Source organism: Micromonospora sp. U21 (genome assembly GCF_018070045.1).
Classification (GTDB): Bacteria; Actinomycetota; Actinomycetes; order Mycobacteriales; family Micromonosporaceae; genus Micromonospora.
This window is the reverse complement of sequence record NZ_JAGPYK010000006.1, coordinates 204121-217770: the sequence shown is the minus strand read 5'-3', so window position 1 is coordinate 217770 and position 13650 is coordinate 204121. Positions and strand designations below refer to the sequence as shown.

Annotated in this window: 17 protein-coding genes; 8 read left to right on the top strand and 9 right to left on the bottom strand. The window is 75.1% G+C overall.

What is annotated here, in order from left to right:
* Nucleotides 1-109 precede the first annotated feature (109 nt).
* The 5 genes from KBX63_RS10665 (at nucleotide 110) to KBX63_RS10645 (ending at nucleotide 5265) form a co-directional block, all read left to right on the top strand.
* On the top strand, nucleotides 110-502 hold the full coding sequence (locus tag KBX63_RS10665) for a hypothetical protein (RefSeq protein ID WP_210910833.1): 393 nt from the start codon (nucleotides 110-112) through the stop codon (nucleotides 500-502).
* Between the two features lie 152 nt (nucleotides 503-654).
* Nucleotides 655-915 carry a hypothetical protein gene (locus KBX63_RS10660; RefSeq protein ID WP_030504016.1) on the top strand — a complete coding sequence of 87 codons (261 nt, stop codon included), beginning with the start codon at nucleotides 655-657 and terminating at the stop codon, nucleotides 913-915.
* Between the two features lie 6 nt (nucleotides 916-921).
* Nucleotides 922-1935 carry a hypothetical protein gene (locus tag KBX63_RS10655; protein WP_210910832.1) on the top strand — a complete coding sequence of 338 codons (1014 nt, stop codon included), beginning with the start codon at nucleotides 922-924 and terminating at the stop codon, nucleotides 1933-1935.
* The gene (locus tag KBX63_RS10650; protein ID WP_210910831.1) at nucleotides 1928-4603 is read left to right on the top strand and encodes an FtsK/SpoIIIE domain-containing protein; all 2676 of its coding nucleotides are present in this window, start codon (nucleotides 1928-1930) and stop codon (nucleotides 4601-4603) included. Before KBX63_RS10655 ends, KBX63_RS10650 begins: the two co-directional genes overlap by 8 nt.
* Complete coding sequence (locus tag KBX63_RS10645; RefSeq protein WP_210910830.1) at nucleotides 4600-5265, top strand: hypothetical protein; 666 nt, start codon at nucleotides 4600-4602, stop codon at nucleotides 5263-5265. The genes KBX63_RS10650 and KBX63_RS10645 overlap by 4 nt, the downstream gene beginning before the upstream one ends.
* A gap of 147 nt (nucleotides 5266-5412) precedes the next feature.
* Here the strand turns inward: KBX63_RS10645 and KBX63_RS10640 are convergent, their stop codons facing one another.
* Both KBX63_RS10640 and KBX63_RS10635 read right to left on the bottom strand, forming a co-directional pair.
* The gene (locus KBX63_RS10640) at nucleotides 5413-6687 is read right to left on the bottom strand and encodes a cupin domain-containing protein (RefSeq protein ID WP_210910829.1); all 1275 of its coding nucleotides are present in this window, start codon (nucleotides 6685-6687) and stop codon (nucleotides 5413-5415) included.
* Between the two features lie 10 nt (nucleotides 6688-6697).
* On the bottom strand, nucleotides 6698-7003 hold the full coding sequence (locus tag KBX63_RS10635; RefSeq protein ID WP_210910828.1) for a hypothetical protein: 306 nt from the start codon (nucleotides 7001-7003) through the stop codon (nucleotides 6698-6700).
* Nucleotides 7004-7160: 157 nt separating this feature from the next.
* Here KBX63_RS10635 and KBX63_RS10630 point away from each other — a divergent pair, with 157 nt between their 5' ends.
* Entirely contained in the window at nucleotides 7161-7949 is a 789-nt protein-coding gene (locus KBX63_RS10630) for a DUF72 domain-containing protein (RefSeq protein WP_210910827.1), read from the top strand.
* Between the two features lie 34 nt (nucleotides 7950-7983).
* Here the strand turns inward: KBX63_RS10630 and KBX63_RS10625 are convergent, their stop codons facing one another.
* From KBX63_RS10625 to KBX63_RS10595, 7 genes are all read right to left on the bottom strand, one after another.
* Entirely contained in the window at nucleotides 7984-8412 is a 429-nt protein-coding gene (locus KBX63_RS10625; protein ID WP_210910826.1) for a DUF2267 domain-containing protein, read from the bottom strand.
* Nucleotides 8405-8590, bottom strand: coding sequence for a hypothetical protein (locus KBX63_RS10620; RefSeq protein ID WP_121652164.1), 186 nt, complete (start codon nucleotides 8588-8590; stop codon nucleotides 8405-8407). Before KBX63_RS10620 ends, KBX63_RS10625 begins: the two co-directional genes overlap by 8 nt.
* A 120-nt stretch (nucleotides 8591-8710) precedes the next feature.
* Nucleotides 8711-9583 carry a DUF72 domain-containing protein gene (locus KBX63_RS10615; RefSeq protein WP_210910825.1) on the bottom strand — a complete coding sequence of 291 codons (873 nt, stop codon included), beginning with the start codon at nucleotides 9581-9583 and terminating at the stop codon, nucleotides 8711-8713.
* 48 nt (nucleotides 9584-9631) lie between these two features.
* Complete coding sequence (locus KBX63_RS10610) at nucleotides 9632-10030, bottom strand: TraR/DksA C4-type zinc finger protein (RefSeq protein ID WP_210910824.1); 399 nt, start codon at nucleotides 10028-10030, stop codon at nucleotides 9632-9634.
* Nucleotides 10031-10191: 161 nt separating this feature from the next.
* Entirely contained in the window at nucleotides 10192-10851 is a 660-nt protein-coding gene (locus tag KBX63_RS10605) for a uridine kinase (RefSeq protein WP_210910823.1), read from the bottom strand.
* A 41-nt stretch (nucleotides 10852-10892) separates the two neighbouring features.
* Nucleotides 10893-11498: a winged helix-turn-helix domain-containing protein gene (locus tag KBX63_RS10600; RefSeq protein WP_210910822.1), complete on the bottom strand. Its 606-nt coding sequence runs from the start codon at nucleotides 11496-11498 to the stop codon at nucleotides 10893-10895.
* Nucleotides 11499-11789: 291 nt separating this feature from the next.
* Complete coding sequence (locus KBX63_RS10595) at nucleotides 11790-12167, bottom strand: signal peptidase I (RefSeq protein WP_210910821.1); 378 nt, start codon at nucleotides 12165-12167, stop codon at nucleotides 11790-11792.
* Between the two features lie 105 nt (nucleotides 12168-12272).
* On the opposite strand from KBX63_RS10595, the gene KBX63_RS10590 reads away from it, so the two are divergent.
* Together KBX63_RS10590 and KBX63_RS10585 are read left to right on the top strand one after the other, a co-directional pair.
* Complete coding sequence (locus KBX63_RS10590; protein ID WP_247662122.1) at nucleotides 12273-12620, top strand: ankyrin repeat domain-containing protein; 348 nt, start codon at nucleotides 12273-12275, stop codon at nucleotides 12618-12620.
* A gap of 32 nt (nucleotides 12621-12652) precedes the next feature.
* Complete coding sequence (locus KBX63_RS10585) at nucleotides 12653-13618, top strand: DUF3500 domain-containing protein (protein WP_210910819.1); 966 nt, start codon at nucleotides 12653-12655, stop codon at nucleotides 13616-13618.
* The last annotated feature ends 32 nt before the right edge of the window (nucleotides 13619-13650 follow it).

Here is a 13650-nt window from a genome sequence, read left to right as displayed (position 1 = left end):
GCCAGGGGCTACCCGGCGCTCGCCCCGACAAACGCCGCACGTAGCGGCGCACCCGGCGTTGCGGGAGTGGCGTCGGGACGGGGCCAGCCGGTGGTGGCAGGCTGACGGCATGGATGAAACCCCGCTGCTGATCGTGGACGGCGCCAACGTGGTGGGCTCCCGCCCGAACGGGTGGTGGCGGGACCGGGCCGGGGCCGCTGCCCGGCTGCGCGACGCGCTGGCGCCGGTAGCCACCACCGGGCTGCCGGCCCGGCTGGCCGCCCCGGTCGAGGTGGTGCTGGTGGTCGAGGGGGCCGCGCGGGACGTGCCCGGCACCGACGCGGTCCGGGTGGTGTCCGCCGCCGGCTCCGGGGACGACGCCGTGGTCGACCTGGTGGAGGGCGCCCCGCGGCGCCGCCGGCTGGTGGTCACCGCCGACCGGGAGCTGCGCGACCGGGTCACGGCCCTGGGCGCCGAGGTGTACGGGCCGCGCTGGCTGCGCGACGCCCCCGCCAACACCTGAGAAGTCCTCGCACTGGGAGTCCCACACAACGGACTCCCGGCACTTCTGGTCAGCAACGGGACGGCCGGGCAGGAACACCGACAGGCCGGATGTTCTCCGGCGGTCGCCGATAGGCTCTAATGGAGACCTCCCCGCCCCCAGGAGGTCCCGCCGTGGCGAGCGTCGCCGAGCTGAAGGCTGCCATCGATGTCGCCCTCCAACAGATCGGGGACGGGCAGACAGCCGTGCAGGCGGCCGGCGAGAAGCTGGCCGAGGCGCAGCAGACCCTGGCCGGCGCGCTGGAGGGCAGCGGGCACGAGACGGTGGAGGCGGCCCAGGCGTCGCTGACACAGGCCAGCCAGGAGCTGGAGGAGTGTCTCGCCGCGACACTGGTCGCGGTGGAGCAGGCGCAGCTCTACGTCGCCACGCTGTAGGCCACCATGTCCATCATCGAGGACGTCGGTGGGCAGGTCCGTGCCGCCAGCGAGGAGTTCCCGGTGGCCCTGCTGGGGCAGGCGCTGGAGAAGTTCGGCCTGGCCGCGGAGCGGCTGCGCTGGGTACGGCAGGAGTCGGCCAACCCGATGGGGGTGCCCGAGCTGTCCGCCGCCACCGAGCATGCCGAGACCGCCGGTTACGCGCTGCGGGTGGCGCAGGAGCAGCTGTCGGCGTACCTGGCCGCGATCGGGTTGACCGCGGACGGCGCGCCGCCGCTTCGTCCACAGCAGCGCGAACCCCGGCACGACGCGCCGCCGGCGGGCGGGCCCGCCACCGTGGCGCCGGAGCCGGCCGAGCAGGTCCGGCTGCGCCGCTGGTGGTCGGCGCGCGTGGCGGAGCTGACCGGCGGACGCGAGGGCGGCGCCGACGAGCCCGACGAACGGCTGGACGACTCCCAGGAGCTGCTGCGCCGGGTGGTACGCGGGGTGCGCGCCGACGACCGGGACCGGCTGCGCAACGAGCTGCGCCGTGCCCCGGCCGACGTCGGCCTGGGGATGGCGGCGCTGGCACCGCCGCTGCTGCGCGAGCTGGCCGGCGAGCTGCTGGGCCACCCGCCCCGCGCAGCCGACCTCGGGCGGCTGCGCGGGGAGCTGGACGGGCGCGTCCGCGACCTGCTGCCCGGGCTGCCGCGGCCGGTGCTGGAGACGCTGCTGACCCGGGTGTGCCGCATGCCGCCGCCGCGCGGTCCCGGCGAGCCGCCGCACGCCGCGGACTCCGCGGTGACGGCCGGTGTGGCGACCGGGCTGCTGCTCGCCCGGCTCGGCCGGGACCTGCCCACCGCCACCGGCCCGCGGGCCGCGACCGTCGGGCAGCCGGTCAGCGAGGGACAACGCCCTGGCGGTACGGGCCCGCAGGTCCGCGATGCCGGCCGGCAGCACGCCGCTGGGCAGCCACCGCGGGCGGGCGGCCCATGGCGGGACGCGCCGGCGCCGCAGCGACGCCGGAGCTCCGATGGCTGACCGGCGCGGCCAGCTGGCCGCCCGGGTCCGGGACACCCTCGCCGAGGCGCTGGGCGCCACCCGTACCCGACTGTCCGCGGCGCAGGCCGAGCTGACCGCCGCGCGGGAGCGGCTGACCCGGGTACGCCGGGCGGCCGCCGCCGTACCGGATCGGGTGGGTGGCCAGCGGGACGGCCGGCTGGCCGAGATCGACACCCGGCACGCCGCCCGGATCGCCGAGCTGGCCCGCCACGCCGCCGACGCCGCACGCCGGGAGGCGCCCGGCTGCGCCGGCTCCGACTGGCCGGGATGGACACCCACTCCCGCGCGCCGGGCCGAGCCGCCGGGCGCGCTGCGGGTCGGCACGGTCCGGATCGACGACGTCGACCCGGTGCCCGCGCTGGTGCCGCTTCTCGACGCCGGGCACGTGCACCTCTCCGGCGACGACCGCGCTGGCTGTGACGCCGTGGTGGCCGCGCTGCTGCTGCGGGCCGTCGGCCGCGCCGACCCGGGCGCGGTACGACTGATCGGGTACGACCCGGAGCACCTCGGCGGCGGCCTGGCGGGGTTCGCACCGCTGGGCACGGCGGGGCTGCTCACCTTCGTCGGCCCCGGTGGGCTGGGCCCCCTGTTGGACGACCTCGTCGAGCAGATCCGCCGGATCAACGAGACCGTGCTGGCCGGCGAGTACGGCTCGCTGCGCGAGCTGGCCGCGGCGACCGGCCGTCGCCCCGAACCGTGGCGGGTGGCGGTGCTGCTCGGCGGCGACGAGCTGAACCGGCACGAGCGCGGGCAGCTCGACCGGGTGGTGCGGGCCGGCGCGGCCTGCGGGGTGCACCTGGTGGTCCGTGGCGTGCCGCTGCCGGAGGACCTGACGGTGACCCGGGTGGTCGCCGAGGCGTCCGGCACCCGGATCGGCGGTCCGTCCGGCCTCCCGGTCCGGCTGGACCCGCCACCACCGGCGTCGCTGGTCACCGAGACCTGCCGGGAGACCGCGGCCCGGGTGAACGCCGGCCCGCCGCCGGCCCCGTTCGCCGACCTGCTGCCCCCGCCGGAGCTGATGTGGCGGGAGGACTCCGCCGCCGGGCTGACCGCCCCGATCGGCGAGGGGCCGCAGGGCCGGCCGGTGCGGCTGACGCTGGCCGACTATCCGCCGCACGCGCTGATCGGGGGACCGTCCGGCACCGGCAAGACCAACCTGATCTTCGCCTGGATCGGCGCGCTGGCGGCCCGCTACTCCCCCGCCGAGCTGGAGTTCTACCTGCTGGACTTCAAGGAGGGGGTGTCCTTCGCGCGGTTCGCGAAGGGCCGGCGCGACCCGAGCTGGCTGCCGCACATGCGGTTGGTGGGGATCAACGTGAACACCGACCGGGAGTTCGGGCTGGCGCTGCTGCGGTTCCTCGCCGAGGAGCTGCGCCGGCGGGCCGACGCGGCCAAGAAGCACGAGGTGACCAAGCTGGCCGAGCTGCGCGCGGTCGACCCGACCGGGCACTGGCCGCGGATCGTCGCGGTGGTCGACGAGTTCCAGATGCTGCTGGCCGGCCGGGACGTGGTCGCCCGGGAGGCGGCGGACCTGCTGGAGGACCTGGCCCGGAGGGGCCGGTCGCAGGGCATCCACCTGGTGCTCGCCTCGCAGGACGTGCGCGGCATCGAGGCGTTGTGGGGTCGCCCGGCGCTGGTCGCCCAGTTCGCCCTGCGCATCGCGCTGCCCAAGGCGTTGCGGATCCTGGCCGAGCGCAACGACGCCGCGCAGTCGCTGCCCCGCTGGCACGCGGTGGTCAACGCCGAGTCCGGCATGGTGGAGGGCAACGAGATCGCGCGGATCCCGTCGGCCAGCGACTGGGAGACGTGGAGCGGCCTGCAGAACCGACTGTGGCGGATGCGCCCGCCCGACGCCGCGCCGGCCCGGCTCTTCGACGGCGACGCGATCCCCCGGCTGACCGAGGCCCCGGATTTCCGGGCGCTCGCCGCGCCGGCGGACGGGACATCGCCGCGCAGCCCGGTGGCCCTGCTCGGCGAGATCATCGACGTGCAGGCCCGTTCGGCGGCGCTGCGGCTGCCGCGTGCCCCCGGGCGCAACCTCGCCGTGCTGGGCACGCGGGTGGACGAGGCGTGCGCGGTACTGGACGCGGCCGCCCGGTCGCTGGCCCGCCAGCACCCGCCGGGCACGGCCCGCTTCTCCATCGCCTGCCTCGACCCCGACGCCGACCCGATGGCCCGTGCCCTCTACGACGACCTGGCCGACGACGCCGCCTGGTACGACGAGGAGACCGTCGGTGAGCTGATGGCCGAGACCGCCGACGGGCTGACCGGTCCCGGCAGCCCGCACTACCTGCTGCTGTTCGCGGTCGACGCGGCGGCCGGGGCGCTGGCCGCGCGGGCGGGCCGCCGGACCGGCATGGAGCAGCTGCGCCGGATCCTGCACGACGGGCCGGAACGGCGGACCCACGTGCTGGCCTGGTGGCGGGGGGTGGCCCGGATGCGCGCCGACCTGGGCGGGCCGGCCGCCCGCACCGACCAGATCGGCGCCTGGGTGGCGCTGGACGCGCACGGCGGCGAGCTGGGCGCCTCGCTCTATCCGGGCACCGGCGGCCCGGACTGGTATCCCCGCCCGTGGCGGGGGCTCTTCTTCGACCGGGCGGTGCACCGCACCGGTCAAGTGATCATCCCCTATGGACCGTCACGATGAATCAACCGGTGGCCAGTGAGACGTACGCGGCCCAGCTGCGGCGGCTGGCGGAGCTGACCGCCCGGGTGCGCGAGCAGCGCGCCGAGGCGCACACCTGGTACGACCGGCAGTGCGCGGCTGCCGACCGGGCCGTCGCCGACGCCGCCGGGCAGGTGCGGCGCGCCGAGGAGGAGCTGGTCGCGGCGCGGGAGGAGCAGGAGCGGGTGGACGCCGAGGTGGCGCACCTGTGGCAGCAGCTGCGGGAGCGGCTCGGCGCCGGCGCCCGCCGCCTCGGTGGCCCGCCCGCCCCGGTCAACGGTGGCGCGACGGACCCGGTGCTGCTGCTCAGCCGGGCCCGCGATCTGCTCGACCGGGCCGGGCAGCCGGGTGAGCTGCCGGGCTCGGTCAACCCGCTGCTGGCGCTCTGCGGGGTGGCCGGCGCGGTGCTGGCGTACGGGCTGGGCGCCGGCGCGCGGGCGCTCGGCGTCGGGTACGGCGGCGACCTCGCGGTCGGGATGCCGGTGCTGGCGCTGGTGGTGACCCTGCTCGGGCCACTGGTCGGCCTGGTGCCGGCGCGGATGTTGGCCGACCGCCGGCACGCGGTGCTCGGGCCCCGGCCGATCACCGTCGTGCTCGGCGCCGGCCTGGTCACCACCGCGCTGCTGCTGGTGCTCGGCCGCTGACCCGGCGGACGCTGACCCAGACCCTCAGGATGGAGGCGGATACCCGGGCGAGGTCGTCAGCGAGCGCTATACCTCAGGGGCATATCTATGACTCACAGGTATACCCCTCACCACAGCCACCACCACCCGGATCGGTGGCCCGGGTGCTCAGGCCGGGACCACGACGGCCTCGCGCAGCAGCCGGCGGGCCAGGGTGAGCCGGTCAGCGTCGTCGGGCAGCCCGGGCAGGTCGCCGACCCGGACGACCGTACCGGTGAGCAGGGCGCGGACGGCGGGCTCACAGTCGGCGGGCAGGGCGATGGTGCGGTCGAACAGCCGCAACGCCACCCTGTCCGGCCCGTGCGGCTCGAGCTGCCAGCGCAGGCCCGGGCGCACGGTGAGCAGGGAGTCGGCGTCCAGTGCGGCCAGCGCGCCGGCCTGGGCGAGCGGCCGGATCGGCGCCGGGCGGGCGGCGGGCCAGGCCCGCTGCCGCAGCCGCGCCGCGACGGCCTCCGGGTCGGCGCGCAGCAGCCACTCCCGCAGCGCCTCCACCGTCTCGGTCAGCTCCGGCTCGATGGCGTCCGGGTCGGCGACGTCGGTGCCGAACGGCAGGCTCGCCCGTAGCCGCTGGTCCTCGGCGGCGAGGGCGAGCAGCTCCTCGACCAGGGCGTAACGGGTCAGCGCGCGGATGCCCACGGTCAGGTGCAGCGAGCTGGCCTCCTGCGCCTGCGCGCTGTGCAGCCAGCCCCGCGGCAGGTAGAGCGCGTCGCCGGGGGCGAGCACCACGTCCAGCGCGGCGGGGCCCTGGGCGGTGGCGCTGACCTCGTCGGCGCGGCCGCCCCAGGGCTGCTTCTCCAGCGGGTCGGGCAGCACCGGCGGATGAATGCGCCAGTGCTTGCGACCGTCGACCTGGAGCACGAAGACGTCGTGGGTGTCGTAGTGGGTGGCGAAGCCCTGGCTGCCCGCGGGGGTGAGGTAGGCGTTGATCTGCAGCGGTTGGCTCAGCGCCAGGCCCAGGTCGCGGGCGAAGTCGATCAGCGGTGGCCAGATCCGGTGCAGGCCCTGTAGCACCAGGGTGGCGCCGGCGGCGTACTGCTCCAGGACCCGCTCGTCGAGCACCTGGTCGCCGATCTCCGCGCCGGCGCCGCCGCCGCCGGTCCAGCGCGCCGCCGGGACGAGCTGTCCGTCCCGGGCGACGCGCAGGAACGGGGTACGCAGACCGCGCCGGCTGAGCAGCTCGTCGGCGTCGGCGGGGCTGAACAGGTCGGTGAAGCCCGACGGGTCGGGCAGCTCGGCGGCGCGGGACAGCAGCGGGGTGTGTCCCCAGTGCGCGGCGGCGAACTTGGCCGGTTCGACCGAGACGCAGCGGGCCAGCGCAGCGGCGGCGTGCACGGACGGAACCGCCGGGCGACCGTGGCCGCCCGGCGGGTCGAGATGCGTCATGGCGCTGCCGTCACCGGGCGCTGCTGTCGGCGCCACCGTCCTGCTGGCCCGGGGTCGCACCGCCGTCGGCGGGGCCCTCCGCGCCACCATCCGCGCCACCGTCCTGCTGGCCGGGCGTCGCACCGCCGTCGGCCGGGCCCTCCGCGCCACCGTCGGCGCCACCGTCCTGCTGGCCCGGGGTCGCACCGCCGTCGGCGGGGCCCTCCGCGCCACCATCCGCGCCACCGTCCTGGCGACCCGGAGTCGCACCACCGTCGGCCGGGCCCTCCAGGCCGCCGCCGCCCGTGGTCTGCATGTCGTCATCGTTGAGTGCCATCGGTGCTCCCTCGGGTGTGCCGCCCCGCCGTGCGCCGGGGTCCGTCGTGCTGCGGGTGGTACCCCACGCGCGATCTTCTCTAACCCACACCGTAGACGCCGAACCGGGGCGACACGGGCGGTTCACCGGGGGCGCAGGTCGGTGCCAGGATGGAGGGGTGATCCTGGTGGGCACCTCCGGCTGGCAGTACCGGGACTGGCGCGGCAGCTTCTATCCGGAGCGGCTGCCGCAGCGGCTCTGGCTGGAGCACTTCGCGGCCGGGTTCGCCACCGTCGAGGTCAACAACGCCTTCTACCGGCTGCCCGAGCGCGACACCTTCGCCGCCTGGCGGGCCCGCACCCCGGCGGATTTCTGCGTGGCGGTCAAGATGAGCCGCTACCTGACCCACATCAAGCGCCTGCGTGACCCGGCGGAGCCGGTGGCCCGGTTCCTCGGGCGGGCGACCGCACTCGGTGACCGGCTCGGCCCGGTGCTGCTGCAAATGCCACCGAACCTGCCGGCGAACGTCGACGCGCTCGACGCGACGCTGCGGCTGTTTCCGGCCGAGGTGCGGGTGGCGGTGGAGCCGCGGCACCCCTCGTGGTGGACCGACGCCACCCGCAGGGTCCTGGAACGCCGGCGGGCGGCGCTGGTCTGGGCGGACCGGCTCGGTCGCCCGGTCGCCCCGCGCTGGCGCACCACCGACTTCGGCTACCTGCGGCTGCACGAGGGGCGGGCCCGCCCCTGGCCCCGGTACGGTCGCACCGCGCTCGCCTCATGGGTGCGCCGGCTGGCCGACGCCTTCGGCACCGGCGAGCCGGCGTACGTCTACTTCAACAATGATCCTGGCGGCGCCGCCATCGTGGACGCCGTCGCGTTCGCCGCGCTGGCCCGGCGGGCCGGTCACCCGGTGACCCGGGTGCCGTCCGCACCGCCGGCCGGCGCGCTGGCCACCCCCGACGGCTGAGCCCGCCCGACGAGCGTCGGGCGGGCTCACAGCGTCAGGGCAGCATCCGGGCCAGGTCCTTGGGCATGGTGTCCTTGACGTCCTGCCACTCGCCCTGGGTGACGTGTCGGCGCAGGGTGTCGAGCACCACCTGCGTCACCCGCTCCGCACCGCCCTCGACGTCGTACGGGAACCCCTGGCGCACCTCGTAGAGGAAGTCGTCCCGGTTGAGCCTGATCGGGACGTCCGAGGGGTTCCAGCCGTCGAAGTAGATCCCCCGGACCAGGATGGGCAGCTGCTGGGCGAACTCCACGCTCTCGTTCACGGGCAGTCGGTCCCGCAGCAGGTGCAGCACCGTACGCAACGCCGCGTACGACTGGTTGCGTTGGTCCTTCGGCCAGCCGTAGGCGTTCTCGATGTCCTTGAGAATGAGGTTCGTCTTGTCCAGCGAGGACTCGTACGCCGAGATCATCGTGTCAGCCATCGGTCGACCCCCGTTCCGCGGTGTCCCACCGTTGGTCGTCGTTGCGCCGCGGCGGCCCGGCCGGGCCGCGTCGGGCTCGTATCGGGCTGCCCTGCGGCGCGCGCCGGGCGTTGTCGGCCGTACCGACCACGTGCAGGACGGCGCCACGCCGTCTATCCGCCACCAGTCGAACCGTCATCCCCGTCACCTCCGTGTCGTCTCCGGCGCCGGCCGCCGTCACGACCGCACGCACCTGTCAGCCTGCCCGTCCGGTGGGTGACCCGGCCCCACCCCGAACGGGTGAGCCGGACGGCGCCGGTCAGCCCGTGCCGAGCAGTCCGGCCAGGGTCTTCGCGTTCGTCTGTGCGTAGTCGCGGTAGCAGTTGTTCATGAGCACGTGCGTCTGCCCGGCCTCGTCGGCCAGCTCACGCAGCTTCGGCGCCCAGTCGGCCAGCTCCCGCTCGGAGTAGTGGTAGCCGAACTTCTCGTGGATGTCCTTGCTGGTCCACTTGTCGCTGTGGCCGTGGAAGCGCACCACGGCGAGGTCCGCGGTCGCGACCAGCACCGGGGGCAACGACGAGCGATGACCCTGCGGCATGTCCACGCAGACGTACGGCAGCCGGTGCTCCCGCAGGAAGGTGAGGGTTTCGTCGGCGTTGGCGCCGTCGAACCAGGAGGCGTGGCGGAACTCGTAGACCGGCCGCAGCGGCGCGCAGCGCTTCGCCACCTCCAGCAGGTACTGCTTGTTGTCCCGCTTGATGGTGAACCAGGGCGGGAACTGGAACAGCAGCGCTCCCAACTTGCCCGCCTCGATCAGCGGGTCGAGCGCGGACAGGAAGCGCGTCCAGACCTCCTCGTACGCCTGCGCGGGCAGGTCGTCGGGGTAGATGGTCTTCTTGTCGGTCTCCGGGCGCAGGTCCTTGTAGAGCGCGCTGACCCGGGTGGGATGACCGGTCAGCAGGCTGAACGCCTTGATGTTGAAGGTGAAGCCGGCCGGGGTGCGCTCGGCCCAGAGCCGCGCGGTCGCCTCGGCGGGCGGCGAGTAGTAGGTGGCGTCCACCTCGACCAGCGGAAACTGCCGGGCGTAGTACGCCAGCCGCTTCTCCGGCGTGTCCGCGGTCTGCGGATACCAGCCCGAGTCCAGCAGCGTGCGGTCGGTCCAGGACGCGGTGCCCACGAGGATGTCACCCATGGGAGTAGTCCATCGTGTCGTGGACCGACCGGCAACCGCTGGAGACTCTCAGGCCGCCCGCCGCTCGCGGGTCTGCTTGCAGGTCACGCAGGTGGTGGCGGACGGGAAGATCTCCAGCCGTTCCACCGGGATCGCCGCCGAGCAGCCTTCGCAATGGCCGTAGGTGCCCTCGGCGAGCCGGCCGAGGGCGTGCTCGTACTGGGTGCGACGGTCGAGGATGGTGCGCAACAGGGACTGCGCGGTGTCGCGCTCGGCCGTCTTGGTGCCGCTGTCGGCCTGGTCGTCACCTGCGGTGTCGCCGACCTCCACCAGCCGCAGCACCTGGCTCTGCAGCACGGCCTGCTCGTACTCCGCGGTCAGCTCGTCGTAACGCGCCTGGAGCGAGAGCCGGATCTCATCGATCTCCGCCTGGGAACGGCCCGTACCGACCGTGTCGTGGACGAGCATCGCTGCCTGCCTTTCCTGGGCCTGGTCAAGGTGAACCGGGAAGCCGGCGGCACCTGGCCCCGGTCACGGTCGCATCTGGCGCGCGGGCGGTCACCCGCGCTCTGTGAGCCGGGCGAGTACCCGCCGGGGCAGTCGATCAAACCGGCGATTTTTCGCGGTCGTCAGGCCTCGGCGCCAGGCTCCACGAGCGCCGGACGGCGGGCGTCGTCGGCCCGCACCACCACGTCGGCGAAGCTGGCCGGAACGACCTCCTCGGCGTACCGGTCGAAGGCCGGCAGGGTCCAGTCCTGGGCCGGTTCGGTACGCCGGCGCAGCGCCGCCGCGGAAAGCTCCAGGTGGACGGTGACGTCGAAGGGCAGGCCGCCGCCGAGCAGGAGCGCGCCGCTGACCAGGACCACACCGCCCGGTGGCAGGTCGACGTAGCGGGCGCGGCTGGCCCGGTCGGCGGCGGCGTCCCAGAGCGAGGGGAGCAGCCGCCCGGTGCCGCCGGGGCCGGCCGGGTCGAGCACCTCCCGGCGCAACCCGGCCTCGTCCACCCAGCCTTCGTAGTAGGCGTCCGGGTTGGTCCGGCCGAGTTCGAAGCGCAGCGACGCGGGGCGGAGGAAGTCGGTGGCGCGGACGTGCAGCACCGGCCGGCCACGGGCGCGCAACGGCTCGACCAGCGCGGCGGCCAGCTCGTCCGGGCCGGCGGCGGGGGCGCCGTCCACCGCCACCCGCAGGCGCGCCGACCCGGCGGCGGTCGCGGCACGGGTCGCGGCGTCGGCCAGCCGGCCGGTCAGCTCGGTGACGAGCAGGTCGGGCGAGATGGGGCGGATGCGCACCGGACCATCCTGCCCCGGGTCGGAGGGGACGGTGACGCCGGTCAGCCGGTGCGGTCGATGGTGACCCGGGCGTCGTCGGCCAGCCGGTAGCCCACGCCGTAGACGGTGGTGACCAGGGGGACGTCGACGCCGACCTTGCCGCGCAGCCGGCGTACGTGCACGTCGACGGTGCGGACGCCGGCGTGCTCGTAGCCCCAGACGGCGTTGAGCAGTTGCAGCCGGGTGAAGACCCGTCGCGGATGCGCGACCAGGTGCAGCAGCAGGTCGAATTCCAGCCGGGTCAGCGGCAGGGGCTCGTCGTCGCGCAGCACCGACCGGGACGAGGCGAGGATGTGCAGGGCGGGGATGGTCGGGCTCAGTGGTCGGGCCGGCGACCGGTTGGCCGGTACCGGGTCGGCGCGGCGTTCGGCCGGGACGGTGCTGGTGATCACGGCCTCGCCGCGTTCCAGCAGCTCGCGGGCCGCCTCGAGCAGCCGGCGTGCGGGCGGTGTCAGCGACTCCTCGCAGGCCAGCGGGATGGACAGCGTCACGGTGAGCACCGGCACGGCGGTGTTCGCCGGGCGGCGCTGGCCGCCCGGCGGTCGACCGGGCACCGCGGGTTGGGACGTATGCCATCCGGCGCGCGACGAGGCGGGGCTGACCGACATGGTCCTCCTTGGCTGGTCCGGGTATCTCCCCACGGCCCGGGACGCCGCTTCATCGATGCTTCCCGGCGCCCGGGCGAGGGTCAAGAGGCGTCTGCGTTGCATGAATGTGACAATTGACGAACACATCGGAGCCGCGTGCTCGCTCTGCGTACGAGGCCAGATGATTACAGCAGAGCCGCCCGGATGACCCGATACGGGGGTCCCCGTCCGGTTCACCGTGGCCCGTTCCGCCGCCCGTAAACCTGAAAGTCGAAGGATGTTCAGGACGCCCAGGACGCGAGCGCGGCCGACTCAGCGCAGGACCGGCGGGTCCACCCGGTAGCCGGGCAGCGACGGCCACCGCACGGTCAGCACCACCGAGGCGCACTCGGCGTACCAGGAGTGGTCCACTCCGCGGGCCCACACCACGTAGTCGCCCGGCGCGGCCAACCGCACCGTCCGATCCGGAAGCTCCACCCGGAACCGTCCCTCGATCAGCACGAGCAGCGTGGTCCGCCGTTCCCCGGTCGCCCACCGCGAGCGGGCCTCCCCGGGCGGGTGCACACCCCACTTCACCTCGACGTCGGAGCTGTGCCGGATCTCCCCCGGCGCCGCGAAGTGCCCGAGCAGCCAGCCCGCGTTGCCGGCGCCGTCAACACCGGCGTTGCCCACGTACACCGTCTCACCCATCGGACCCTCCCCAGCACGCCGGCCGAGCAACCTATCAGGGCCACGCCCTATCCTGGACCGGTGACCGAGGACCTCGACGCCGAGACGCTGGCGTTCGCGCACCGGATGTTCGACCTGGCCCGCGCTGGCACCACCGAGGAGCTGACCGCACAGGTGGACGCCGGCCTGCCGGTGAACCTGACCAACGACAAGGGCGACACGCTGCTGATCCTGGCCGCGTACCACGCCCACCCGGACACGGTCGCCGCCCTGCTGGCCCGCGGCGCGGACCACTCCAGGATCAACGACCGGGGCCAGACGGCGCTGGCCGCCGCGGTCTTCCGCAGCAGCACCGAGGCGGTCCGCGCGCTGCTCGTCGCCGGCGCAGACCCTGCGCACGGTAACCCCTCCGCGGCAGAGACCGCACAGTTCTTCGACCTGCCGGAGATGACGGAGCTGCTGCGGGCCGGCTGACACCGGCCCCGCCGGGCCGGTATACAGGGTCGGTGGAAGATCCCCTGCCCGAGCAGATGCGCGCCGCCGGCACCGCGCTGCTGGCCGCGCTCGACCCGGCGGCCCGCGACCGGGCCGTGCACCCGTTCGACGACGAGGCGGCCCGGCGCTGGCTGGAGTACCGACCCCGGCCCCGCCCCGGCGCCTGCCTGGCCGAGCTGGACATCGCCGGGCGCAAGGCCGCCCACCGGCTGCTGGCCACCGCGCTCAGCCCCTCGGCATACGCGCAGGCGATGGCGATCGTCGCGCTGGAGGAGGTGCTGGACCGGGCCGAGGGCTGGCAGCGGGGGCGGCACAGCGGCGACTACTGGGTCGCGGTGTTCGGCGATCCGGTGCGCGACGACCGCTGGGCGTGGCGGCTGGAGGGCCACCACCTGTCGGTGAGCATGACCGTGGTGGACGATCAGGTCTCCCCCGCCCCGATCTTCTTCGGCGCCAACCCGGCTGCGGTCCGGTACGCCGGCCGGCCGGTCTCCCGGCCGCTCGGCCCCGAGGAGGACCTGGCCCGCGCGCTGCTCGACGCGCTCGGTCCGGCCGAGCGGGCCGCCGCGATCATCGCCGACGAGGCCCCGGCGGACATCATCAGCGCCACCCGAGGGCGGGTCGACGGCCAGTTGGAGCCGCTCGGCGTGCCGGCGAACCGACTGGGGCCCACCGGCCGGGCGCTGCTCGACCAGGTGGTCGCGCTGTACCTGGACCGGCTGTCACCGGAGCTGGCGATCCGGGAGGCACGCCGGCTCGACGGCGGCCAGCTGCACTTCGCCTGGGCCGGTCCGACCCACCCGGGGCAGCGGCACTACTACCGGGTGCAGGGCGACGACCTGCTGATCGAGTACGACAACACCACCGAGGACGGCAACCACGCGCACACGGTGCTCCGCCGCCCGGCAAGCGACTTCGGCGCCGACGTCCTGGCCGCCCACCACCAGACCCACCCGCACCCGCACCGACCCCGGTGATCAGGAGGTTGACGGGCGGCCGAGCGCCGGAC